Annotated in this window: 23 protein-coding genes and 1 other annotated feature; of the genes, 10 read left to right on the top strand and 13 right to left on the bottom strand. The window is 51.7% G+C overall.

Translation table 11 applies throughout. The annotated features are described in order from the left end of the window. The first annotated feature begins 81 nt into the window (after positions 1-81). Positions 82-999, top strand: coding sequence for a hypothetical protein (locus EC843_RS13005; protein ID WP_133522352.1), 918 nt, complete (start codon positions 82-84; stop codon positions 997-999). Between the two features lie 162 nt (positions 1000-1161). Here EC843_RS13005 and cueR read toward each other — a convergent pair whose 3' ends face one another. Further along, positions 1162-1563, bottom strand: a complete 402-nt coding sequence (cueR, locus tag EC843_RS13000) for a Cu(I)-responsive transcriptional regulator (RefSeq protein WP_133522351.1) — start codon at positions 1561-1563, stop codon at positions 1162-1164. A 108-nt stretch (positions 1564-1671) separates the two neighbouring features. Between cueR and copA the strand changes: the two genes are divergently transcribed. From copA to EC843_RS12980, 4 genes are all read left to right on the top strand, one after another. Then, complete coding sequence (gene copA / locus EC843_RS12995; protein ID WP_133522350.1) at positions 1672-4179, top strand: copper-exporting P-type ATPase CopA; 2508 nt, start codon at positions 1672-1674, stop codon at positions 4177-4179. Between the two features lie 112 nt (positions 4180-4291). Further along, positions 4292-5098: a TraB/GumN family protein gene (locus EC843_RS12990; RefSeq protein WP_121814194.1), complete on the top strand. Its 807-nt coding sequence runs from the start codon at positions 4292-4294 to the stop codon at positions 5096-5098. A gap of 324 nt (positions 5099-5422) precedes the next feature. Further along, positions 5423-5902, top strand: coding sequence for a Cys-tRNA(Pro)/Cys-tRNA(Cys) deacylase YbaK (ybaK, locus tag EC843_RS12985; RefSeq protein WP_064549003.1), 480 nt, complete (start codon positions 5423-5425; stop codon positions 5900-5902). Between the two features lie 92 nt (positions 5903-5994). Then, on the top strand, positions 5995-6882 hold the full coding sequence (locus EC843_RS12980; RefSeq protein ID WP_133522349.1) for an AraC family transcriptional regulator: 888 nt from the start codon (positions 5995-5997) through the stop codon (positions 6880-6882). 167 nt (positions 6883-7049) lie between these two features. On the opposite strand, the gene ushA is transcribed toward EC843_RS12980, so the two are convergent. After that, a complete protein-coding gene (gene ushA, locus EC843_RS12975) occupies positions 7050-8702 on the bottom strand; it encodes a bifunctional UDP-sugar hydrolase/5'-nucleotidase UshA (protein WP_133522348.1) in 1653 nt (550 codons plus the stop codon). Positions 8703-8873: 171 nt separating this feature from the next. On the opposite strand from ushA, the gene EC843_RS12970 reads away from it, so the two are divergent. Together EC843_RS12970 and ybaL are read left to right on the top strand one after the other, a co-directional pair. Then, on the top strand, positions 8874-10082 hold the full coding sequence (locus EC843_RS12970; RefSeq protein WP_064549035.1) for an MFS transporter: 1209 nt from the start codon (positions 8874-8876) through the stop codon (positions 10080-10082). A 214-nt stretch (positions 10083-10296) separates the two neighbouring features. Then, positions 10297-11955 carry a YbaL family putative K(+) efflux transporter gene (gene ybaL, locus EC843_RS12965; protein WP_121814197.1) on the top strand — a complete coding sequence of 553 codons (1659 nt, stop codon included), beginning with the start codon at positions 10297-10299 and terminating at the stop codon, positions 11953-11955. A gap of 87 nt (positions 11956-12042) precedes the next feature. Here the strand turns inward: ybaL and EC843_RS12960 are convergent, their stop codons facing one another. From EC843_RS12960 to EC843_RS12930, 7 genes are all read right to left on the bottom strand, one after another. Then, complete coding sequence (locus EC843_RS12960) at positions 12043-13347, bottom strand: inosine/guanosine kinase (RefSeq protein ID WP_064549039.1); 1305 nt, start codon at positions 13345-13347, stop codon at positions 12043-12045. Positions 13348-13411: 64 nt separating this feature from the next. After that, positions 13412-14374 carry a ferrochelatase gene (gene hemH / locus EC843_RS12955; protein WP_133522347.1) on the bottom strand — a complete coding sequence of 321 codons (963 nt, stop codon included), beginning with the start codon at positions 14372-14374 and terminating at the stop codon, positions 13412-13414. A 135-nt stretch (positions 14375-14509) separates the two neighbouring features. Continuing rightward, complete coding sequence (adk, locus tag EC843_RS12950) at positions 14510-15154, bottom strand: adenylate kinase (protein WP_064549043.1); 645 nt, start codon at positions 15152-15154, stop codon at positions 14510-14512. 208 nt (positions 15155-15362) lie between these two features. Next, positions 15363-17237 carry a molecular chaperone HtpG gene (gene htpG, locus EC843_RS12945; protein WP_064549122.1) on the bottom strand — a complete coding sequence of 625 codons (1875 nt, stop codon included), beginning with the start codon at positions 17235-17237 and terminating at the stop codon, positions 15363-15365. Positions 17238-17348: 111 nt separating this feature from the next. Further along, positions 17349-17954 carry a recombination mediator RecR gene (recR, locus tag EC843_RS12940; RefSeq protein WP_064549045.1) on the bottom strand — a complete coding sequence of 202 codons (606 nt, stop codon included), beginning with the start codon at positions 17952-17954 and terminating at the stop codon, positions 17349-17351. Between the two features lie 108 nt (positions 17955-18062). After that, the gene (locus EC843_RS12935; protein WP_064549047.1) at positions 18063-18740 is read right to left on the bottom strand and encodes an isochorismatase family protein; all 678 of its coding nucleotides are present in this window, start codon (positions 18738-18740) and stop codon (positions 18063-18065) included. A gap of 74 nt (positions 18741-18814) precedes the next feature. Continuing rightward, on the bottom strand, positions 18815-19681 hold the full coding sequence (locus EC843_RS12930) for a pirin family protein (protein ID WP_133522346.1): 867 nt from the start codon (positions 19679-19681) through the stop codon (positions 18815-18817). Between the two features lie 110 nt (positions 19682-19791). On the opposite strand from EC843_RS12930, the gene EC843_RS12925 reads away from it, so the two are divergent. Then, positions 19792-20697, top strand: coding sequence for a LysR family transcriptional regulator (locus tag EC843_RS12925; RefSeq protein ID WP_133522345.1), 906 nt, complete (start codon positions 19792-19794; stop codon positions 20695-20697). 98 nt (positions 20698-20795) lie between these two features. On the opposite strand, the gene EC843_RS12920 is transcribed toward EC843_RS12925, so the two are convergent. From EC843_RS12920 to EC843_RS12900, 4 genes are all read right to left on the bottom strand, one after another. Beyond that, positions 20796-21125, bottom strand: coding sequence for a YbaB/EbfC family nucleoid-associated protein (locus EC843_RS12920; RefSeq protein ID WP_034458087.1), 330 nt, complete (start codon positions 21123-21125; stop codon positions 20796-20798). Between the two features lie 87 nt (positions 21126-21212). Next, positions 21213-23126: a DNA polymerase III subunit gamma/tau gene (dnaX, locus tag EC843_RS12915; RefSeq protein WP_133522344.1), complete on the bottom strand. Its 1914-nt coding sequence runs from the start codon at positions 23124-23126 to the stop codon at positions 21213-21215. Then, positions 21813-21877 (bottom strand) — a sequence feature (DnaX frameshifting element). (Overlaps the previous gene by 65 nt.) Positions 23127-23423: 297 nt before the next feature. Beyond that, a complete protein-coding gene (gene apt, locus EC843_RS12905; protein ID WP_034493753.1) occupies positions 23424-23975 on the bottom strand; it encodes an adenine phosphoribosyltransferase in 552 nt (183 codons plus the stop codon). 126 nt (positions 23976-24101) lie between these two features. Beyond that, positions 24102-24479: a DUF454 family protein gene (locus EC843_RS12900; RefSeq protein WP_064549056.1), complete on the bottom strand. Its 378-nt coding sequence runs from the start codon at positions 24477-24479 to the stop codon at positions 24102-24104. A 44-nt stretch (positions 24480-24523) separates the two neighbouring features. On the opposite strand from EC843_RS12900, the gene priC reads away from it, so the two are divergent. Together priC and rsmS are read left to right on the top strand one after the other, a co-directional pair. Then, the gene (gene priC / locus EC843_RS12895; RefSeq protein ID WP_064549058.1) at positions 24524-25060 is read left to right on the top strand and encodes a primosomal replication protein PriC; all 537 of its coding nucleotides are present in this window, start codon (positions 24524-24526) and stop codon (positions 25058-25060) included. Positions 25061-25212: 152 nt separating this feature from the next. Further along, positions 25213-25368, top strand: coding sequence for a pleiotropic regulatory protein RsmS (gene rsmS / locus EC843_RS12890; protein ID WP_064549061.1), 156 nt, complete (start codon positions 25213-25215; stop codon positions 25366-25368).

Raw genomic sequence — 25368 nt, 5'->3', positions numbered from 1 at the left:
CTATTATCTATTACTATACTGTGTAGCATTACTTTGCCAGAGGGTAAAGGTATGAAGTGTTTTCCTGACAAGACTAATACTATGAAAACAAGTTTACTTTGGGTGAGAATAGTATCAACACTATTTGTTTTTATGACTCCGCTGTTTTATGTGTCTGCAAGTGAGGATATGGTTCTTCAAAAATATGTCTATGGATTACGTCAAGTAAAAGAGGAAAAATACTTCCCTCCACTACTTGAACCAGTAAGCAATATAGAATTAAATGAAAACGGGACGATTAAAAAGGTATATTCTTTTTACAACATTAGTGATAACGAAAGTGAATTAGTGCAAGAAAAACATCTGATCAATATTCATTTGGGAGTACGCCAGGAAAACAATCACGCTTTAGCTACAGTCAGTTTTTATAACAGAAGTCAACAATCGTATTTTGTGCATAGAAGCAGACTTGATGAACCCAAAAGCTCACCTTTTTATCCGTTGTGTAGCCATACATTTTCGATAGCTACCGATAATATCCGATTGATTTATCTGGCAAAACGATGTCAGTTTGAAGACGAGAGTAATGATAAAGAATCAAACTGGTTGGAACTTCCAGCAGGTAAAACATTTTCTTATACGGTGATACTTAATGATGCTTATTTATTCCCCCCAGGAAATCGCCGTTACAATATCGGTTCAATGGAGTTCCTTCTGGCAAGTGATATATTTTTCCATGAAAAAAGAGTCAACAAATTTCTTTTTTCCATTCTTGACTGGAAATATTACTCATGTATTACACTAAAAAACGCCAACTATTTAAGAGGAGTTAACGGGTTATGCAAGGTACAATATAGATGGAAAAAAGACACTATTGAAGGATTAATGTATAAATTTTATCATTATGGTTTGAATTCTGACAATTATTTTGAAATCAGGTCTAATCAGGTTGTTGTTGAAATAAATGGGAACAAACTCACATCACCTTATGATATGAAAACAACTCAATTTACAGATTAAAAATATTATTTTAATGGGAATGCACTTGGTCCTTTAAAAGGGAATAAAACTATTTATGATCACTCCATCCTAAAATCGAGACAATGTATCAACATTATGTTAGCTCTTGAACAAAGTGATATATCAGCAGTTATAAATAACCTTACCAGAACAACCTGCGCCCTACCCCTTCTTACAACACCCCGCTAGATTATCAATTATCGGGCAATCCGCGCTATCGTCACCAGGGCAGGATTCGGCAAGCGCCAGCAATTGTTGGCGCATTGCCTGAAGTTCGCTGATGTGTTTTTCAATATCAGCCACTTTTTGCAGTGTTCTGGTTTTCACATCCGCACTGTGCCGTGCCGGGTCGTTGAATAAATTGACCAGTTCACGGCACTCTTCAAGATTAAAGCCCACCTGGCGAGCCTGTCGCAATAAGGTCAGTTCATCAAGATGCTTTTGCGTGTAACTCCGGTAGCCATTTTCGGCACGAAACGGCGCGGTCACCAGCCCTTTTTCTTCGTAAAAACGAATCGCTTTGCTGGTTAAACCGGTCTTTTTCGCTACATCACTGATGTTCATATTTTCCCCTTGACCTTCCCCTTGATGGAAGGTTTAACCTTTATCATAAGTCAACGAAGTCAGTCTGACGGTCAATATTTAACCTCACGATCATACAGGAATCTTATGATGTCTCATATTATCGATCTTAACCTGGATGGCCTGACCTGCGGCCATTGTGTCAAACGCGTTAAAGAGAGCCTGGAAAACCGCCCTGATGTTGAACAGGCAGAAGTGACGCAAACTCACGCCAGCGTAACGGGTACAGCTTCCGTTGAAGCGTTAATCGACACGGTGAAACAAGCCGGATACGAGGCGAGCGCAGCCAGCCACCCAAAGTCTGATCCGCTGGCAGAGTCATCAAACCCGTCGGAAGCACTGACAGCGGCATCCCCTTCGCTTCCGACAGCCACCGTTGATGACGACGAGAGCCAACAGTTGTTGATTAACGGCATGAGCTGCGCCAGTTGTGTGACCCGGGTACAAAGTGCGTTGCAAAACGTGCCCGGCGTCAGCATGGCGCGGGTAAATCTTGCCGAGCGCAGCGCCCTGATAATGGGCACTGCCTCTGCCGAATCTTTAGTCAAAGCCGTTGAAGGCGTCGGATATGGCGCTGAAGCCATCGAAGACGATGCGAAACGCCGCGAACGCCAGCAAGAAACCGCCAACGCCGCCGTGAAGCGCTTCCGCTGGCAGGCTATTCTGGCGCTGGCCGTGGGTATTCCGGTGATGGCGTGGGGAATGATCGGCGACAACATGATGGTCTCCGATGACAACCGCTCATTGTGGCTGGTTATCGGGATAGTCACCCTCGGTGTGATGGTGTTTGCCGGTGGGCATTTCTATCGCAGCACCTGGCGCAGTTTGCTCAACAAAACTGCCACCATGGATACGCTGGTGGCACTTGGTACTGGTGCGGCATGGATTTATTCCATCACCGTCAACCTCTGGCCGCAGCACTTCCCAATGGAAGCGCGCCACCTTTACTACGAAGCCAGTGCGATGATTATCGGCCTGATAAACCTCGGGCATATGCTGGAGCAACGCGCCCGCCAGCGTTCTTCTAAAGCACTTGAACGCCTGCTGGATTTAACTCCACCAACGGCGCGTGTGGTAACCGAAGAAGGTGAGAAAAGTGTCCCACTGGCCGAAGTTACCGCGGGCATGATTTTGCGCCTGACTACCGGCGACCGTGTACCGGTTGATGGGGAAATTACCCAGGGTGAAGCCTGGTTTGATGAAGCAATGCTGACAGGTGAGCCGGTGCCGCAGCAAAAATCGACCGACGAGTCGATTCATGCCGGGACGGTAGTGCAAGACGGCAGCGTGCTGTTTCGCGCGACAGCAACGGGTAACCACACCACGCTGTCACGCATTATTCGCATGGTGCGCCAGGCACAAAGCAGTAAGCCGGAAATCGGCCAACTGGCAGATAAAATCTCGGCGGTATTTGTTCCGGTGGTCGTGCTGATTGCGCTGTTTAGCGCCGCGATTTGGTACTTCTTCGGCCCGGCACCGCAAATCGTTTATACGCTGGTGATCGCTACCACCGTGCTGATTATTGCCTGCCCTTGTGCTCTGGGCCTGGCAACGCCGATGTCGATTATTTCCGGTGTCGGTCGTGCTGCTGAATTTGGTGTGTTAGTCCGTGATGCCGACGCGCTGCAACGCGCCAGTACGCTCGATACCATCGTGTTTGATAAAACCGGCACGCTGACCGAGGGCAAACCGCAGGTCATTGCCGTCGTCACGTATAACGGCAGCACTGAAGCCGACGCGTCGCGATTTGCCGCCGCACTGGAACAAGGTTCAAGCCACCCGCTGGCACGTGCCATTCTCGATAAAGTGAGCGGTGCCGAACTGCCACAGGTCAATGGCTTCCGCACCTTGCGTGGGTTAGGCGTCAGCGGCGAAACCGAGGGCAGACAATTGTTGCTCGGCAACAAAGCGCTGATGGATGAGCAGAAAGTAGATACCGCCCCAATGGCGGCAGAAATTGAAGCGCAGGCCAGCCGTGGTGCAACGCCGGTGCTGCTGGCCGTCGACGGCAAACTGGTCGCATTATTTGCCATCCGCGATCCCCTGCGAGCTGACAGCATCAGCGCCCTGCAACGTTTGCATCGTAACGGCTACCGCCTGGTGATGTTGACCGGCGATAACCCAACGACCGCCAACGCCATTGCCAAAGAAGCCGGAATTGATGAAGTGATCGCCGGGGTGCTGCCGGATGGTAAAGCCGAAGCGATTAAAAATCTGCAACAGCAGGGCCGCCAGGTCGCTATGGTGGGTGATGGCATTAACGATGCACCAGCCTTAGCGCAGGCTGAAGTCGGGATTGCGATGGGCGGTGGCAGTGATGTCGCCATCGAAACTGCCGCCATCACGCTGATGCGCCACAGTCTGGTGGGAGTGGCGGACGCGCTGGCGATTTCCAAAGCCACACTGAGTAACATGAAGCAGAACCTGGTAGGGGCGTTTATTTACAACACGCTGGGCATCCCAATTGCCGCAGGGATTTTGTATCCGCTAACCGGAACGTTGCTTAACCCGGTGGTTGCCGGTGCGGCAATGGCGCTGTCATCGATTACCGTAGTCAGCAACGCCAACCGTTTGTTGCGCTTTAAACCGAAGGACTAGCTGTCGGATGACGCTACGCTTTTCCGACCTACGGCTCGAGTGTTTACTGTTGTGAAATTTGCACCGGGCCAATCGCAGCGGTAGCATGACTTTTTTGCCAGGGAATCTGCCAATGGGTCTGCTATCGCGAATTAGCGCATTGTTTTCAAACCTTTCTAACACCCGCTATCCCTGGCCTGCTCTGGATATTGTGCTGCCCGGCCAGCGCCATCTGCACCTGGTCGGCAGTATTCATATGGGGACATGCGACATGTCCCCGCTGTCCGACAAGCTGCTTAATAAACTCAGGGACGCTGACGCACTGATTGTTGAGGCGGACATTTCCGAGAATAGCTCCCCCTTCCCCGATATTGCCGATGAACTGCCACTGGAGCAGCGCTTGTCTGCCGAAAACTGGGCACAAGTGGTGTCGTTAACCCAGGAAATGGGTATCCCGATGAGCCAAATAGATAACCAACCGGCGTGGCAAATTGCGCTAGTGTTGCAGGCTCACCAGGCGCAGCGTCTGGGTTTACGCGCCAATTACGGGATTGATTTTCAGTTACTGGAAGCGGCAAAAACCATGGCGGTTCCGGTTATTGAACTGGAAGGTGCGCAGCATCAAATTGATATTCTTACCCGTTTACCCGATGGCGGTATGCCGCTGTTAACCGACACGCTCACGCACTGGCATACCAATGCTCGTCTGCTGCAAATGATGATCAGCTGGTGGCTGGAAGCACCGCCACAAGGTGGCAATGTGCAATTGCCAAACACTTTTGGCGATGAGTTATACGATGTACTTATGGGTCAACGTAATCTGGCCTGGCAGCATTTCCTGCAACAATTGCCCGCCGGGCGCTATGTGGTTGCCGTCGGTGCACTGCATTTGTACGGGAAGGGAAATTTACCTGAGCTATTGAAAAATATCCCCAAATAATTCGAGTTGCATTGCGGCGGCAAGAGAATGAGTTCCTATGAGCTTACTCTAGTAAGTGATTAGGGCGACTGAACGCAGCCAACAAAGAGGCAACTTGAAGTATGACGGGGAGATAAAAAAACGGCCAATATCGCTATTGGCCCGTCAAAGAGGAATTTGTATATTGTTGTAGTTATTCTGGTCGAATTAACGACCAGATAGAGAATTGTCGCTCAATGTGACGATTAACGCCATCACTATTCAGTGACATTATAATATTTGGAAAACATATCACGCTGCTTACTAATACGTGCGCTTTTAAGGCAAAAGCGCTAAGAAGGACAGATGACTCCCGCCGTAAAATTGCTCGAAAAAAACCGCGTTTCATTTCAATTACATGCTTACGACCACGATCCAGGTGAAACCAATTTTGGTGACGAAGTGGTGCGCAAACTGGGCCTGAATGCCGAACAAGTCTACAAAACGCTGCTGGTCGCCATCAACGGCGACATGAAACAATTAGCGGTTGCCGTGACGCCCGTTTCCGGACAACTGGATTTAAAGAAGGTGGCGAAAGCGTTAGGCGCTAAAAAAGTTGATATGGCCGATCCGCTGGTCGCACAGCGCATTACCGGTTATTTGGTAGGCGGCATTAGCCCTCTGGGGCAGAAAAAACGCCTGCCGACGGTGATTGATGCTCCGGCACAAACTTTCCCATCTATTTACGTTTCGGGCGGTAAACGCGGGCTGGATATTGAACTGGCAGCCAGTGATTTGGCGAAGCTGCTGAATGCGACTTTCGCTGAGATTGCCCGTCGCGATTGACGGATATGCCCACGCAATCCTCCCAAAAGAGCAATTTCAGTCAGGACGCAGCGACGTGCTGCAGGCAAAGTAAGCGTCTTGAGGGAGGAACAATGAATAGCGATAGACTCAATCTGTATACCCGGCGTTTTGAACAGGTTTTTGCCTATGTCGAACAGCATCTGGACAGCCCGTTAACGGTTGAGCAACTCAGTGAAGTTGCCTGTTTTTCTCGTTTTCACTTTCATCGCCAGTTCAGCCTATTTTGTGGCATCAGTATCAGTCGCTACATCACGCTAATGCGCTTGAAAAGAGCGTCTTTGCGGTTGGTGAACCATCCGCAGGAAAAGGTGATAAACATTGCCCTGGATGCCGGATTTGAGAATCCTGAATCATTTTCCCGTGCCTTCAAAAACACCTTCGGCCTGACGCCCAGCGAATTTCGCAAAGATCCCATTTGGGTCGACTGGCAGGTACATTTTCAATTTCCCGGACGGGAAAATCAGCAGAGGCTAGAGAATATGGATGTGAAAATCATCACCGTTGAGCCAATGAAAGTCGCGGTACTGGAACATCTTGGCGACCCGTTACGGGTGAATAATACCGTTGCGACGTTTATTGAATGGCGTAAAGCATCAGGGCTTTCAGACTACATCACTCATGGGACTTACGGCGTGCCGTATAGTGACCCGGCCACGACACCCGGCGATGAGTTCCGCTTTGATGTGTGCGGGGAGCTGAGCAAAGAAGCAAATGGCCAGGTTCCAGATAACCCGCAAGGCGTTATCTGCAAAACCTTGCCTGGTGGACGTTGTGCGGTAGTTCGGCATGTCGGTGCCTACGAGCGTATCAGCGAAAGCGTTTACTATCTTTACCGCCAGTGGTTGCCACAAAGTGGTGAGGAGTTGCGCGATTTCCCGGTCTATTTCCGCTATCTGGAGCTGGATAAAAACCACCCTGAGCATGCGCAGCAGACTGATATTTTATTGCCGCTGAAATAGCGCCCTCACCCCGGCCCTCTCCCCCAGGAGAGGGAGAAAACCATCCCGAACAGTCCTCTCTCCCTCAGGAGAGGGAGAAAACTATACCGGACAATTTCCTCTCCCACATGGGTATACCGAACAGTCCCCTCTCCTTTGGGAGAGGGTTAGGGTGAGGGGAAAAATCCTTACTGCCAGATCACTTCGCCCTTCGGCTCGTAAACATTCACATCAAGCGGAGAATTCTGCTCGATGTACTGTTTCAGCACTTCCGCATCCACAAAACCGGTATTCACAAAACCTGGTTTTTTGTCGATTTCCGGATAACTATCACCACCGGAAGCGTTAAAGTTCAGCGTCGCCATGCGGTATGTTTTCGCAGGGTCTACTGGCTCACCTTTGATTTTCAAATCTTGCAGACCGGCGGCCGTTGCCACAAAGCTGACATTCGAGAACTGCGGATAGGCTCCGGAATCGGGTTTCTTCTGCGCAACCGCGCTCAGATACTCAACCACATCTTTGCCCGTCATATCGATATAGGTCACGGTGTTGCCAAACGGCTGCACTTTCAGCACATCTTTATAAGTGATGTCACCTGCTTCAATCGAATCACGGATACCACCACCGCTCATGACGGCGAAGTCGGCACTGGTACGCGCCATTTGTGCCGCCAGTAACAGACGTGCGAGGTTAGTTTGCACAAAACGAACCTTGCTGCGATCGCCTTCCAGATGCCCGTTCACACTACCCACTTTGACATTAAGCTGCGCCTGGCCTTTATTCTGGAATGGCGTCAACAGTGAGAGCATCTGTTGGTTTTCAGGGATTTGCGGCGTATAGAGCACGCGCTCGCTTTCACCGTTATCGTAGGTGATCTTTTTCTTCAGGTTGATGGGGATTAACTGGTAATGCACCAGTTTCATCTCGCCGTTGCGGAACTCGAAATCGGCACGGCCAACGTATTTGCCCCACTCGTGAGCCTGAACAATCCAGATACCGTTTTGTTTGTCTGGCGCACACGGTGTACCCGGTACGTAATCAACCTGCTTTTTGTTTTCCGCAGCCATACACACTGGGTTTTGTGAGTGGCCGCCAACAATCATGGTCAGCGCCCCGGCAGGCAAGCTGCGAGCCATTTCCACATCGCCTGGCGCGTTGGAACCGTGCTGGCCGTTATCGTAATGGCCCATATGGGTTGCAGCGATCAGCACATCTGGTTTTTCAGTGGTTTGCAGCTCCTGAATCACCAGTTTTGCTTCATCAGCAGGTTTGCGGAATTCGATATCGGTGAAGTATTCAGGGTTACCAATTTTCGCCGTATCGTCGGTGGTTAAACCGATCACCGCAATTTTAATACCCTGAGGCTTAAAGATGGCCCACGGTTTAAACAGTCGCTCACCGGTACTTTTCTGGTAAATATTGGCCGAAAGTAGCGGGAATTTCGCCCACTTTTCTTGTTGGCGTAACACCGTGAGCGGGTTGTCGAATTCATGGTTGCCGATAGCCATCGCATCGTAGCCAATCAGGTTCATGCCACGGAAATCGGGTTCCGCATCCTGCAAGTCGGATTCGGGAACACCAGTGTTGATGTCACCACCAGACAGCAGCAGCACACTACCTCCCTGCTCTGCCACCTCTTTACGAATACTATCCACCAGAGTTTTTTGCGCAGCCAGGCCGTACTCGGCGTGTTCGTTACGCCAAAAATGACCGTGGTGATCGTTGGTGTGCAGAATGGTGATGTTATAAGTTTTATCTTTTTCCCATGCCAGTGCCGATGCACTGGTCAGACTGACTGCCATCAGCAATGCCGTGGTCACCCCTTTCACTACGAACTTCATCGCAAATCTCCATATTTAATTAGTAAGCCTGGGTTTAGCATAGATTAATCATTTTTATGATTGTGACTTTATTCAGCTCACGCCTGCAGGTATGTTAGCTGAGTAATGATTTCCTACGGTTCCATCAGTGAACCGGATAATAATAAATCACTCAATATATGACAGGTACTTATGGCAATCTCGGAACAAACTCTCGCACCGCCTGAGCCTAAGAAGGCTCGCACCGCGTTCGGAATTTTAGGAGCAATCAGCCTTTCTCATTTGCTCAACGATATGATTCAGTCGCTCATTCTGGCGCTCTACCCGCTGCTACAGAGTGAGTTCTCGCTGAGTTTTGTGCAGATAGGGATGATCACGCTGACCTTCCAGGTCACCTCATCGCTTCTTCAGCCGGTGGTAGGATACTACACAGATAAATACCCGATGCCATGGTCATTGCCGATTGGCATGTGCTTCACACTTTGCGGATTGGTCATTCTGGCCCTGGCGGGTAGCTTCCCGATGGTACTACTGGCAGCAGGCCTGGTGGGCACCGGTTCTTCAGTATTCCACCCGGAATCCTCCCGTGTGGCGCGTATGGCATCCGGCGGTCGCCATGGTCTTGCGCAGTCGCTGTTCCAGGTTGGTGGCAACTTCGGTAGTTCATTAGGTCCGTTGTTGGCCGCGCTGATTATTGCTCCGTATGGTAAAGGTAACGTCGGCTGGTTTGTACTGGCTGCGCTGTTGGCGATTATTGTCTTGCTGCAAATTAGCCGCTGGTATGCCGCGCAACATCGTATGGCGAAAGGTAAGACTGCGGCTCCCGTAGTCAACCCACTGCCACGCAAAAAAGTGATTCAGGCGGTGAGTGTGTTGCTGGTGCTGATTTTCTCTAAGTACTTTTATATGGCGAGTATCAGCAGCTATTACACCTTCTATCTGATGCACAAATTTGGTTTGTCAGTACAAAACGCCCAGTTCCATCTGTTCGCCTTCTTGTTTGCGGTAGCCGCTGGAACTGTGATTGGCGGGCCTGTTGGCGATAAAATTGGCCGTAAGTATGTCATCTGGGGTTCGATTCTGGGTGTCGCGCCATTCACGCTATTCCTGCCGTACGTTTCGCTGTACTGGACAGGCATACTGACAGTAATTATCGGCTTTATTCTGGCCTCGGCATTTTCCGCTATTCTGGTTTACGCGCAAGAACTGATGCCTGGACGTATCGGTATGGTTTCCGGGCTGTTCTTCGGTTTTGCCTTTGGCATGGGCGGGCTGGGCGCTGCGATATTGGGCTTAGTGGCTGACCACACAAGTATCGAGTTAGTCTATAAAATATGTGCTTTCCTGCCACTTCTTGGCATATTGACCATATTCCTGCCTGACAATCGCCATAAGTCTTAGTTATAAGGGCCAGATAGTTTCTCTGGCCCTGCACTTCCCGCATGTTCCTCAATGTCTTTTAGAGATTAACCTTGTAAAACCCCCTTCCTGCACCCATTTTTGTCTAAATGCGCCTTTTCTTAAAAAATCACTTATTTAACACCCACACCGATTAAAAAATTGTCATAAACTAAAAGTAGAGTATTGGATCTTATTTGTTACGAAAGGAGACTGAATGCATCATGCCACCCCGCTTATCACCACCATTGTCGGAGGCCTTGTCCTGGCCTTTTTACTCGGTATGCTCGCCAACAAACTGCGAATATCGCCACTGGTGGGCTATTTGTTAGCTGGGGTATTAGCTGGCCCTTTTACGCCAGGTTTTGTCGCAGACACTAAACTGGCCCCGGAACTGGCCGAACTGGGCGTTATCTTGCTGATGTTTGGCGTTGGTTTGCATTTCTCTTTAAAGGATTTGATGGCGGTAAAGGCTATCGCCATCCCCGGAGCTATCGCCCAGATTGGTGTGGCGACGCTGCTGGGTATGGCGCTTTCATCGCTGATGGGCTGGTCATTGATGACCGGTATCGTGTTCGGCCTGTGTCTTTCCACCGCCAGTACCGTGGTGCTGTTACGGGCGCTGGAAGAGCGGCAATTAATTGACAGCCAGCGCGGGCAAATCGCGATTGGCTGGTTGATTGTTGAAGATCTGGTGATGGTGTTAACGCTGGTTCTGCTGCCCGCAGTTGCCGGAATGATGGAAAAAGGCGACGTAGGCCTGGCTTCGTTGTCACTGGATATGGGTTTGACGATAGGCAAAGTGGTCGCGTTTATCGCCATTATGCTGATTGTTGGCCGCCGTCTGGTGCCGTGGATTCTGGCACGTAGTGCTGCGACCGGTTCACGCGAGCTGTTTACGCTGGCGGTTCTCGCGCTGGCGCTGGGTATCGCTTTTGGCGCGGTTGAGCTGTTTGATGTGTCGTTTGCACTCGGTGCGTTCTTTGCCGGGATGGTGCTCAACGAATCTGAGCTGAGCCATCGCGCGGCACACGACACCCTGCCGCTACGCGACGCGTTCGCGGTGCTGTTTTTTGTTTCGGTCGGCATGTTATTCGACCCAATGATTCTGATTCAGGAACCGCTTGCGGTGCTGGGTACTGTCGCCATCATCGTGTTTGGTAAATCCCTGGCGGCCTTCTTCCTGGTGCGCCTGTTCGGCCACTCGCAACGCACCGCATTAACCATTGCAACAAGCCTTGCGCAGATTGGTGAGTTTGCCTTTATCCTGGCTGGGCTAGGAATGGCGCTGAATCTGTTGCCGCAGACCGGGCAAAATCTGGTGCTGGCCGGGGCGATTTTGTCGATTATGCTCAATCCAATTTTGTTTGCCATCCTTGAGCGTTATCTCGCCAAAACCGAAACGCTGGAAGAGCAGACGCTGGAAGAAGTGATTGAGGACGAGAAGCAAGTCCCGGTCGATATTTGCAATCACGCCTTGTTGGTTGGGTTTGGGCGCGTAGGGAGTTTGCTGGGCGAGAAATTAATAGCGCAAGGCATTCCACTGGTGGTGATTGAAACTTCACGTAGCCGGGTTGATGAACTGCGCGAGCGTGGGATCAGTGCGGTGTTGGGGAATGCTGCCAATGAAGAGATCATGAATCTCGCCCATCTTGATTGCGCGCGTTGGTTGTTGTTGACCATCCCGAACGGTTACGAAGCCGGTGAAATTGTCGCGACAGCGCGAGCGAAATGCCCGGACATCGAGATTATTGCCCGCGCTCATTATGACGATGAGGTGAATTACATCACCGAACGTGGTGCCAATCAGGTCGTTATGGGTGAGCGTGAAATTGCTAATACTATGATGGGAATGCTGGATAAAGCGGTGGTGTGATTAGCGCCCTCATCCCGGCCTTCTCCCCCAGGAGAAGGAGAAAACCGGATAGTCCCCTCTCCTGGGGGAGAGGGTGAGGGCGTTTGATTAGCGATCCCAGTAAGACTCTTCGAGGCTGTCTTCACGCTCGGGCAACCCGCGAGTCAGACGCGGAGAATGCTGGTTCAGCACCTGATAGCTGACGCGATTGGCGTATTTACACACCTGTGCCAAAGACGAATAGGTCAGCCAGGTGAACTGGTGTTTGCTGGAATTTGGCACGTTAGAACGGTGGTAATTATTCGCTGTAATATCGTGCAGCAGTGCCGCCAGCGCACCATCACCCGCGCCATTGGTATTCATGATTTTCTCAGGCCCACCCATATATGGCGCAATGTGCGAGAAAATACGCTTCGGGTTCTGGCAATCTTTATGGCGCATCGCACGGCTAAATTCGTACTGGTTAAATTCAGCAATCGCCCCTGGCAATAGCGGATGCTGCGTAGTGCGTTTAGCAGATTCTTCAGTAAAGGCCGCCATGTACAACCCAACCGGCCCCGCGGTACATAAGACTAAATCGACCCAATCCAGCGCCTTATCGGCCGCCAACAGCGGATCGTTTTCGCCAGTCAGCGCCAGCCCTTCTTCTTCGTTCATCGCCAGAATCGAGACATGCTCTTTCAGGAACGCCTGCCACCATTCTGGGTTTTCAGCGATAACGTATTTGGTGCCGAGTGTGAGTACCACCGGTACGTTGTACTTTTTCGCGTAAGCGATAGCCTGCATGGTCGCTTCCGGCATCGGCTCGCCGTCTTTGCAACGCACCAGATAGGAAGTCAGCACCAGCGCGGAGGCACCGGCAATCACCTCTTCGGGAATGCTGTCGGCGCGAAGCTGGTTCATGTGGCCAGGGCTGATGGCAAAGGTGCGTTCGCCCTGCTCGCCAATCAGCGTAAAGCAGCGGCCAATCGCGCCATTCACGCCTTGCAGGTAGTTGAGGTCGGTACGGCTGGAGGTGTTGCACAGATAGCGGTAGGCGTAGCTACCAATTTCGATATTGCTGCACATCACGCCCAGTAACACCGAGCGGTCATCGGCTAATACCGAATAGTTATGCATGGTGTTACCAATGGTGCCACCGGCAAACTGATGAGTAATCAGATCTTTTTTCACCAGATCCTGATATAAGGCTTCGGCCACATCATCTTCAATCACCAGCGAATGGCCAAAACTCAAACCGTAACGACGAACAAACTCGTCATCCACTTTTGCTTCAATATCCACCAGCGTTTGGTCAATCCCGACAATCCAGGAGGTGCCAGTTTCATGTTCAGGCTGAACCTGTTGCAGAAGAGGGTCGCGCGCACTAACAGGGAAGTAGTGTTTGGATTTTCGTTTGCCGGGAAATTTCATGATGTTGTTCGAAAGGTTGCTAATCAGGCCGGAAATGGTAGCACATTAACGGCCATAAGCGGGATTAGCGATATTTATCTACCAGATTCATCATCATGGCGATGTGTGCCGGATCGTCGTTAAGCGCAGGAATATATTCATATTTGGTGCCACCCGCTTCAATGAAAACTTCACGGTTTTGTACCGCCATTTCTTCAAGCGTTTCCAGGCAATCGGCTGAAAAACCTGGGCACATCACCTGGATGTGTTTCACCCCTTTTTCCGCCAGCATCTTTAGCGTTTCGTCGGTGTACGGCATTAGCCACGGCTCGCGCCCAAAGCGTGACTGGTAAGTCATCATCACTTTTTCAGGTGGCAGTTCGAGTGCTGAAAGCAGCTCACGCGTGGTGTCGCGGCAGCGCTGCGGATAATCATCGCCTTCATTGGCATAACGCTGCGGAATGCCATGGTAGGAAAGCAGCAAAACATCCGGCTCACCGTGTTGGGCGAAAGAGTGCCTGACCGAAGCCACCAGCGCATTTATGTAGGAGGTATCTTCAGCGTAGTCGCGGATCAGCGAGATCGACGGCAGCGAGCGGTAGTCGGCAAAAATGCGCCCTAATTCATCCCACACTGCGGCGACAGTTGAGCAGGAAAATTGTGGGTATAGCGGCAACACAACGATGTGGTCGACGTGGTGGGACAAAAGTTCATCCACTGCACTTTTCAGCGATGGCGAGCCATAGCTCATGCCGAGTGCGACGGGGGTATCAGGCAGTTGTGCTGCCAGGGCAGCTTGCTGGCGACGGCTATACACCAGCAGCGGTGAGCCTTCGTCCATCCAGACAGACTGATAAAGTTTGGCTACGCGGGCAGAACGCAGCGGCAGAATCACGCCACGTAATAGCGGCCACCAGATTAAGCGCGGGGTATCCACGACACGTTTGTCGCTGAGAAACTGGCGCAAGTAGCGTTTCACCGCCGCCGGAGTGGGGGCATCAGGTGTGCCGAGGTTTGCCAGTAAGATGCCCACTTTTTCCTGATTCATTTCCACTCCTTATCAACAAATTACTGATAATTGTAACGTAAAAGTGCTTCAGGAAAACCGATTACAGCGAAAGGGCAAAATTTGGGCAAAAAAATACCAGGAACACGTCCCGGTATTTTTTGTATCAGCAATGAATTAGCCGAGGATTTTAGCCAGCTCTGCGCTAACTTCGGTCACTTTACGAGTGCCGTCGATTTTCGCATATTTGGTGTTACCGGCAGCCGCTTCTTTGCTGTAGTAAGAGATCAGCGGAGCAGTCATCTGATGGTATTCCACCAGACGCTTACGCACGGTTTCTTCTTGATCGTCTTTACGGGTGGTCAGCTCTTCGCCAGTCGCATCGTCTTTGCCTTCCACTTTTGGTGGATTGAAAGTGACGTGGTAAACGCGGCCAGATGGCGCGTGTACGCGACGGCCAACAATACGCTCAACAATCAGTTCGTCCGGTACGGCGAATTCCAGAACCACGTCCACATTGATGCCAGCTTCTTTCATCGCATCAGCTTGTGGAATAGTGCGTGGGAAACCATCAAGCAGGAAACCGTTACGGCAATCTTCCTGGGTAATACGTTCTTTAACCAGAGCGATAACCAGTTCATCTGTAACCAGTTTCCCGGCGTCCATGATGTCTTTTGCTTGTTTACCCAGCTCTGAGCCAGATTTTACTGCGGCACGCAGCATGTCACCGGTGGAGATTTGCGGAATGCCGTATTTCTCCATGATGAACTGAGCCTGAGTTCCTTTACCTGCGCCCGGAGCGCCAAGCAGAATAATACGCATTGCGTAATTCCCCATTCGTTTGGATTTTTGATTTTTTAAAGCAGAAGTTGAGACCTTACCATTAAAGGCGTATTCAGCTCAAGAATGGCGGGTATTTCGGAGTGGTTAGTTGATTAGGACGCCCTCACCCCGACCCTCTCCCCCAGGAGAGGGGGAATAATGGCGATTCCCTCTCCCTTTGGGAGAGGGTTAGGGTGAGGGGAAGAACTTAGGAAGCCAGCAGCTGGTTCATCCGACGGATAAACTGGTTTGGATCTTCCAGCGTACCGCGTTCAGCTAACAGCGCCTGGTCAAGCAGCAACTCAACCCATTCAGCAAACTGGGTTTCGTCCTGGGTATCCGCGACGCGTTTCACCAGCCCGTGATCCGGGTTCAGCTCGAAGATGTACTTCACTTCCGGCACTTCCTGGCCCGCCGCAGCAAACAGTTTTGCCATTTGCGTGCTCATGTCGTTGCTGTCGGTGGTCACAATAGCTGGCGTGTCGGTCAAACGGTGCGTCAGACGCACTTCTTTCACACGCTCGCCCAACAGGGTTTTCACACGATCAACAAACGGCTCAAGGGCTTTTTCAGCTTCTTTCGCTTCCGGAGTTTCTTCGTCGGCCATTTTTTCCAGCGACTCGTCAGTTTTGCTGACTGACTGGAACATTTTGCCGTCGAATTCGGTCAGGTAGCTCATCATCCACTCGTCGATGCGGTCAGAAAGCAGCAATACTTCGATGCCTTTCTTACGCAGCAATTCCAGATGCGGGCTGCTTTTCGCGGCTGCATAGCTGTCGGCGGTGATGTAGTAAATCTTCTCCTGCCCTTCTTTCATGCGTGACACGTACTCTTCCAGCGACACGGTTTGTGCAGCGGAATCGGTATGCGTAGTCGCAAAGCGCAGCAGTTTAGCGATAGCTTCCTGGTTGGCGTTGTCTTCAGCAGGGCCTTCTTTCAGCACCAGGCCGAAGTTTTTCCAGAAGGTCTGGTATTTTTCGCTGTCGTCTTTCGCCAGTTTTTCCAGCATCTGCAATACGCGTTTGGTCAGCGCGCTACGCAGGTTTTGCGTTACGCGGCTGTCTTGCAGAATTTCACGCGATACGTTCAGCGGCAGGTCGTTGGAATCTATCAGACCGCGCACGAAACGCAGGTAGTTCGGCATGAACTGTTCAGCATCGTCCATGATGAATACGCGCTGCACGTACAGTTTCAGGCCGTGTTTATGGTCACGGTTCCACATGTCCCACGGAGCCTGGGATGGGATGTACAGCAGGCTGGTGTACTCTTGTTTCCCTTCCACACGGTTGTGGCTGTATGCCAGCGGGTCGGTGAAGTCATGCGCTACATGCTTGTAGAACTCGTTGTACTCTTCGTCTTTAATTTCAGACTTGCTACGAGTCCACAAAGCCTGAGCTTTGTTGATTTTTTCCCAGCCGAGAATGGTTTCGCCGTCTTTTTCTTCACGGGTTTCAATCTCAACCGGCAAGGCGATGTGGTCGGAATATTTGCCGATAACATTGCGCACACGCCAGTCGTCGAGGAACTCGTCTTCACCTTCGCGCAGGTGCAGGGTAATTTCAGTCCCGCGATCGGCTTTAGTGATATCCGCGACGGTATATTCACCCGCACCTTCAGATTCCCAGAACACCGCTTGATCGGCTGGAACACCAGCCGCACGGGTGCGCACGGTGACTTTATCAGCCACGATAAACGCAGAGTAGAAGCCGACACCAAACTGGCCAATCAGTTGGCTATCTTTCGCCTGGTCAGAACCCATAGATTCCAGGAACGCTTTGGTCCCGGATTTTGCGATGGTCCCGAGGTGATCAATGGCTTCGTCACGTGTCATACCGATGCCGTTATCGGCAATCGTCAGGGTGCGTTTTTCTTTATCGAAAGAGACACGCACGCGCAGTTCGCCGTCACCTTCATACAAGTCAGCATGAGACAGCGCGCGGAAACGCAATTTGTCTGCCGCATCAGAGGCGTTGGAGATCAGCTCACGCAGGAAAATTTCTTTATTTGAATAGAGGGAGTGGATCATCAGGTGCAGAAGTTGTTTCACTTCGGACTGGAAGCCACGAGTCTCTTGTCCTTTCATGGTCATTGATACCTCAACAAAATACATAGGGGTGATGAAAACGTTGAGGGTGATATGAGGATAGAAACGGAGGTTTTCAAGCGGGGAGCCTAATAAACTCCCCACAAGTGATTAAAAAACAATCTTGTGGCGGCCCGCTAAAGAATGTGAAAGCGTGGTGCCATCGACCATTTCCAGCTCGCCACCAACCGGCACCCCATGCGCGATTCGGCTGGCATCAACACCATATTGCCCACACAATTCAGCAATGTAGTTTGCAGTGGCTTCACCTTCAACCGTTGGGTTGGTCGCGAGGATCAGCTCTTTGATAGTCTCGCGCTCAAGGCGCTGTTCCAGCCTGTCGAGGCCGATGTCTTGCGGGCCGATACCGTCGAGCGGGGACAGATGCCCCATCAGCACAAAATAGCGCCCGGAAAACTGGCCGGTCGCTTCAATAGCGTGAATATCCGCCGGGGTTTCCACCACGCAAATCTGGCCATTTTCCTGGCGGCGTGGGTTGGCGCAAATGGCGCAGATTTCTTGTTCGGTAAAGGTACGGCAATCCGCACAGTGCCCAATTTCGGACATTGCGCGCGTTAATGCTTGAGCCAGACGCATCCCACCACTGCGGTCACGTTGCAGTAGCGCAAACGCCATACGTTGGGCAGACTTCGGGCCAACACCTGGCAGGCAGCGCAGGGATTCCATAAGGGCAGTAAGTAAAGGACTGGTTTGCATCGCTCAGACTTCTGAAAAAAGAGTGGGACATAGCCTAACATTAGCCCGGAGCAAGGGGATAGAAAAAGATATTCCCCCTGCGCGATGTCTCGCAAAGGGGGAAATATATTAAGCGCGCTGGGAGTCGAGTTGCTCTTGATTACTCACCACATCTTGCGCTTTCTGGTAGCTTTCCATCAGCAAGCCGTACTCAATGAATACGCCGCCCCACAGATTTGCCCAGTCCATCGCATCGTCGCGATTCCAGGTATGCTGGATTTCAGCAACAACCGCTGCGGTATCCATCGGCACCACTCCAGCCTGAACCACTCGCGCCAAAGTCACTTCCTGCGCCATTTTGGAATAAGTGCCTGAAGCATCAATCACCGCAAAGACTTTGAAACCTTCCGCCACAGCACTGATGGCCGGGAACGCCATGCACACGCTGGTCACGGTACCGGCAATAATCAGAGTTTTGCGACCTGTCGCTTTAACAGCGGCGACGAAATCCGGGTTGTCCCAGGCGTTGATTTCGCCTTTACGCGGCACATATTGCGCATGGGGAGCGTACTGGTGAATCTCAGGAATCAGCGGGCCGTTCGGGCCTTGTGGTACGGAAGCGGTGGTGATGACCGGAATATTGGCCAGTGTCGCAACTTTGGCCAGCACCGTGGCGTGAGTGCGTAAAGTCGGCATTGGCATATCGTGGACCAACTGGAACAAACCGCTCTGGTGGTCGATGAGCAGCATGACCGCGTCGTTGGCATCGATGGTCGGGATTTGTCCGTTAAAATTTGCAGGTGCCATGTTTATATCCTCTTTGCTATCTGAATAAGCTGCTGAAAATTAACGGCTACCGGAACGATAGCCGTTTGAGTTTGTTAAACTTTCTGACCAAATTTTCCCTGATTAAAATCGTCAATGGCCTCTTTGATTTCCTCGCGGGTGTTCATCACAAACGGCCCGTAACCGACCACTGGCTCGTTTAGTGGCTCACCGCTCAACACCAACACAACGGCGTCGTTATTGGCTTCCAGGGTGACGGTTTCGCCTTTCGCGTCCAGCACCACCAGTTGCGCTTCACGTGCCACTTCCTCACCATTGACCTGCACGGTGCCTTTAAGCACCACCAGTGCGGTGTTCCAGCCATCAGGCAGCGTCAGTTGGGTGGTGCTGTGCGCATTGAGCCGCATATCCAGCACACGCAATGGTGAAAAGGTGTGTGCCGGGCCTTTTGCACCAGCCATTTCACCGGCGATAACCCGCACCTGGCCGGCGTTATCCGGCAATGTCACCACCGGAATGTCCGCATCGGTAATCGACTGGTAGTTCGGTGGCGTTGATTTGTCTTTGGCTGGCAAATTGACCCACAGCTGAACCATTTCCAGCGTACCGCCCTGCTCGCTGAATGCCGGCGAGTGAAACTCTTCATGCAGAATGCCGCTACCGGCGGTCATCCACTGCACGTCGCCTGGGCCAATTACCCCGCCGCTGCCGGTGGAGTCGCGGTGTGCCACTTCGCCTTTGTAAACGATGGTGACGGTTTCAAAACCGCGATGCGGGTGGACGTCTACACCGCGTTGCCCTTTATTGCTCGGTTTAAAGTCTGCCGGACCTGCGTAATCCAACAGCAAGAATGGGCTGAGCTGTTTTTCGAATTTTGAGTAAGAAAACAGTGAGCGAACCGGGAAGCCATCACCCACCCAGTGGGACGCCGGTGCTGAATAAACGCCAAGAATTGATTTCATCGTTATCTCCATTGAGTGTCGATTTCTGTTGAGATAAAGCTTACTCATAAGACGAAAGCCGCGGTAGACTCTGAAAATGAACTCAGTGTTCCATATACAGGACAATAGCCATGCAGGACCTCAACGATCTGTGGTACTTCGTGCAAGTGGTGGATAACGGCGGTTTTTCTCCGGCGAGCCGCGTTATCGGTATTCCCAAATCGCGCCTGAGTCGGCGTATTGCTTTGCTGGAAGAAAGCCTGGAAACCCGCCTGATTCAGCGTTCAACGCGCAGTTTCACGGTGACCGAAGCCGGGCAGATTTTTTATCGCCATTGCAAAGCGATGATTATTGAAGCCGAAGCGGCACAGGAAGCCATCAACACACTGCGTGCCGAGCCGCGCGGGCTGATTCGCCTGACCTGCCCGGTTGCTTTGCTGCATGTGCATATCGGCGACATGCTGGCGCGATTTATGACGCTGTATCCGCAGGTAACGGTGCAGCTTGAAGAGACTAATCGCCAGGTTGATGTGCTGAATGAGAATGTCGATTTAGCGGTGCGGGTGCGCCCGTTGCCGCTGGATGACAGCGATCTGGTGATGCGTAAATTGGCGGATCGCGGCATGTGCCTGGTCGCCAGCCCCGAGTTAGTCGCGCGTTTTTCCCAGCCGAAATCGCCGGCCGATCTTCAACACTGGCCGAGCCTGGCGTTATCCAAACCACAGCAGGTTTACCGCTGGTGTCTGTTTGGCCCGGATAATCAGGAAGTGACGCTGCACCATACTCCGCGTTTTGTGACCACCGATATGATTGCGTTACGCGCCGCCGCGCTGGCGGGTGTGGGAATTGTTCAGTTGCCGATGTTGATGATTCACAAGCAAATCACAGAGGGAACTTTGGTGCATTTGTTACCGGACTGGCGGGCAAGACGGGAGGTGATACATTTGGTGTTTCCTTCACGGCGCGGTCAGTTACCGGCGGTCAGGGCATTGATTGATTTTCTGGTGGAGAGTTATGCGGCGTTCGAGGAAGAGTGAGAATGTCATGTCGGGTGACGCTGCGCTTACCCAGCCTACAAAAGACAAACAGTGTCAATCGTAGGGCGGATAAGCGCATGCGTCATCCGCCAAACTGATCAGAATGGCATTTTGAAGCCTGGTGGCAACTGCATCCCGCTGGAAACACCCGCCATTTTCTCTTTCTGCGCTTCGCCAATACGACGCGCAGCATCGTTGAAGGCTGCAGCAACCAGGTCTTCAACCATTTCTTTGTCATCTTCCATCAGGCTTGGATCGATTTCCACGCGACGGCAGTTGTGAGCACCGTTGATGGTCACTTTCACCAGACCCGCGCCAGATTCGCCAGTGACTTCCATTTGGGCGATTTCTTCCTGAACCTGGGCCATTTTTTCCTGCATCTGCTGGGCTTGCTTCATGATGTTGCCCAGACCGCCTTTTCCAAACATAGTCTTCTCTCTTTTGCTCGGGCCGACTAATCGCAGAGTGCGATTATCGGCTATCAGGGTTTACAACAAACCGGGTGAACCGGTTTATCAAATTGGTCGAATACTGTCTTCATCCAGTTCCGCATCAAAGAATCGACGCAGCGTCTGGATATTGTTGTCAGCACTCATTGATTCCCGTGCCTGCGCCAGCTTCTCTTCGTAGATAGCCTGACGCCACTCCAGCGGGGTGCGTTGTGCGAGATTATCATCTTCAATAATAGTCAGCTCAACTGTTTCGCCGCTAAAAGTACTCATTGCGTCAGACAGTGTTTGCTGTGCCGACGGTGAGTTCAAATGGCGTAATGCAGGGCGCAAGTGCAAACAAACGCGGTTGCCGTCCTGCTCTTTCCAGGCATTTAGCGCCAGTTGTTGCACTAACTTCGGCAATACGAGTTGGCTAATTTCCGCCGCCCAACTGTCGCGTTCAATGGCTTCCTGCGCCAGCTTCAATGCGAGCTCTGGTGTTTTCTCATGCTCCATCGCGCGCTTTAATGCTTTTGGCGTGGCAACCGGCTCTTCGACAACCTCAGAAACGTTCTGCGACTTCCAGCGATACGCCTCCGGCTTCTCGACTTTCTCTTCGGTTACCGCAACGGGCCGGGACTGGATACGATCGGTGACTGATGCCAGACGTTCCAGGGCAGTACTCTTTGCCGGCCGCGCTTGATTTGGCGCTGCCGGCTCACTCTTTTTTGCTTTGTTGGCTCCCTGCTGGCGCATTAACTGTGTTCGCGCTTGCAGCACCTGGCTTGTGGTGTCCGGCAACGGGGTTTCATTTTGCCGTGGCGGAGGTGACGCTTGTTGCCGAACCGGAACCGGGTTGATGACCGGAATACTCGGAGCCTGACGCGGTTGTTCTGGTTCCGGTAAAGGTTTTCTCGGATGGAATGCCAGCGCGCGCAGCAGTGTCATCTCAATGCCCATGCGGCGGTCGGGAGCCCAGGAAAGCTCTTTGCGACCAATCAGCAAGGTTTGGTAATAAAGTTGTACTTCAGCAGGAGGCACCACGCGCGCCAGCTCACGCATACGCTGTTCGATGGCCGCCATGTCGCTGCCCAATGCGGCAGGAGACAATTGCACCATCGCCACACGGTGCAGCAAGCCGAGCATTTCCACCAGCAACGCTTCCCACTCAATTCCGCGACTTGCGGCATCGTTAAGCAAGCTCATCACGCGCTCGCCATCTGCCTGCACCATCGCTTCTATCAGCGCCAGAGCCTGGTCGTCGTCCAGCGTGCCGAGCATGGTGCTAACAGCCGCAGTGGTCACTTGCCCATCGCCGCTGGCAATTGCCTGGTCGGTAAGACTTAGCGCATCACGCAGGCTGCCATCTGCGGCACGGGCCAACAGTTGCAAAGCGCGAGTTTCGCTGGGGACTTTTTCTTCGCCAAGAATGTATTCCAGCTGATGGCGGATTTGTTCGACATCCAGCGCTTTCAGGTGGAATTGCAGGCAGCGAGAAAGAATAGTGACCGGCAGTTTTTGTGGATCGGTGGTCGCCAGCAAGAATTTGACATGCGAAGGTGGCTCTTCCAGCGTCTTCAACAGGGCGTTGAAGCTGTGGCGAGAGAGCATGTGGACTTCATCGATTAAATAGACTTTGAAGCGGCCACGCGCCGGTGCGTACTGAACGTTGTCCAGCAAGTCACGGGTGTCTTCGACTTTGGTACGCGAGGCGGCGTCAATCTCAATGAGATCAACAAAGCGCCCCTGCTCAATTTCGCGGCAGTTATCGCAAACACCACAAGGCGTGGCGGTAATGCCTGTTTCACAATTTAACCCTTTCGCCAGCAAGCGAGCGATGGACGTTTTCCCCACGCCGCGCGTCCCTGAAAAGAGATAGGCGTGGTGGATTCGGCCCATGGATAAGCCATTAGCCAGCGCAGTCAACACGTGTTGCTGGCCGACAACATCAGCAAAAGTTTGTGGCCGCCATTTGCGGGCTAAGACCTGGTAGCTCATTCGAGATAGGCTCTACATCGCGGGTGTGAATTCAGGGGGTAATGCTAACATAAGCCTCACCCATCGGGCGAGGCTTCTATACCCATCCTCCTTCAAGCTGCAGGGGTGTTGGCTGCATACGCTCATCCCAGTCACTTACTCAAGTAAGCTCCATGGGATTAATGAGAGACTCCTGTCTCTCACCGGAGGCCAGCCTTCGGCTGGTCAAATTCGTTCCCGACGAATTTGTCTCGTCCTTACCGCCTACCTGCAACTCGAATGCTAACGGGTATAATTTGGGGAATACGGAGGCAGGACTCAGTGGCCAGGGAACAGTACGAGGCTGTAGCTTTTCACGCCCATTTTTTCCAGACGTTGCTCACCACCAATATCAAACAGATTGATGATAAACGCAGCGTCGGTCACTTCACCACCCAGACGACGGATCAGCTTAACGGTCGCTTCAATGGTGCCACCGGTTGCCAGCAGATCGTCAACCACCAGAACTTTGTCACCAGGCTGGATCGCATCAACGTGGATTTCCAGTTGATCGGTGCCGTATTCCAGTTCGTAGTTTTCAGCGATGGTTTCACGCGGCAGTTTACCTGGCTTGCGTACTGGCACAAAACCCACGCCTAATTCCAGCGCAACCGGTGCGCCGAACAGAAAACCACGCGCTTCAGTGCCCACCACTTTGGTGATACCGGCATCTTTAAAGCGTGAAACTAAGAGTTCAATGCTGGTGGCGTAGGCTTTCGGATCTTCAAGCAAGCTGGTAACGTCACGGAATAAGATCCCAGGCTTTGGGTAGTCTGGAATGCTTTTGATGCTGTTTTTCAGATATTCAAGCTGCTGCGCAGTCGCGGTCATAATTAATGCCTGCTAAAAACATGGTTCTAACAAAGCACGAGACTACTTATTAAACAGTCATACCGTGCTCGAAAACGGTCGAATTTACTGGCTGGCATCAACAATTGCAACCACTGCAAATGCGGATTATGGCTTTTGTTGCTTTTCGTCAATGACCGGCATGCGCCACATAAAGAACAGCAGTGCGCACATCATCATCAGTAAGAGTAGTCTGACCCAAAGAATGTTGACCAGATAAAGGGAGACAGCAAAGGTGATAACAATAAAAATCAATGCTCTGGGTTTCGCTCCCGGTGGTAGAGCACGATGTTCTTGCCAGTGACGAATGTAACTACCAAACCACGAACGATACAGCAGCCAGTGATGAAAGCGCGGCGAAGAACGGGCGAAGCACCAGGCCGCCAGCAGTAAAAATGGGGTGGTAGGCAGCAAAGGCAACACCACACCCAGCGTCGCAAGGACTACCGCCAGCCAACCGATGATGATTAAAATGGTCCGTTTCATTCATTCCTTAAATTTAAACACCTGCAACACTGGAGAGCCATTTTGTGAAAACCGCTTCGCTGTTACAAGCCCTGGATGTTCGCGTCGCGGATCTCGCCCAAGCCATTGCGCCCATTTCGTTGCAACGCGCCTCTCAGGCCCGCTTCGATCGTAATTTATTTTCCACTCACAGCACACAACTTAAAGATTATCTGAGCGAAGTTCAGGCTAATCTCGCACAATTACAGCTTAGCGTGAAAGTCGGAAAAGCAGATCAAGTGGCGTATCTTGCCGAAAAACTGGTGGCGCAAATTGCCGCTTTGCAGCGTGAACTGGCGACGTTGCAGATGCGCAAAAACGATCCCCAACCGCCGGTGGTTGAAAACCTGTATGAGAAACTCTCCACTCATCAGGATTATGAACGCCGTCTGCAAACGATGATTAGCGATCGTGACAGCCAACTTGCGATTCAAACGACGCTCGTTGGGCAACAAAAGATCCAGAAAGAAATCGCGGCTCTTGAAGGCCGCCTGCAACGCTGCCGCCAGGCGATTACGCGAATTGAACGTGCGATTGAACGGCGGGAACGTGGGCTAAGCTAATCACAGCCACTAAATTGGTGTTGTAGGGTGGATAAGCGATAGCGTCATCCACCACCTGCGCTGGTTGCGTCGGATGGCGCTGCGCTTAGCCGACCTACGAAAAAGGTTTCGTCAGCCGTCTCTTTTTATTTCGCAAATTACGGGTTAATACAATGTCGCTGGAAAATGCACCAGATGAAGTGAAACTGGCTGTCGATTTGATAATGCTTCTGGAAGAACATGAAGTCCCGACGGAAACCGCGCTTGCTGCGTTAGAGATTGTCCGTCAGGATTTTTTGCGTAAGCGGGAAGAAAGCACCTCCCGCTAA

This window comes from Buttiauxella sp. JUb87, from assembly GCF_004361975.1.
In the GTDB taxonomy this organism is placed as follows: domain Bacteria; phylum Pseudomonadota; class Gammaproteobacteria; order Enterobacterales; family Enterobacteriaceae; genus Buttiauxella; species Buttiauxella ferragutiae.
Note: the sequence above shows the minus strand (reverse complement) of the source record. Positions and strands in the feature narration are given on the sequence as shown.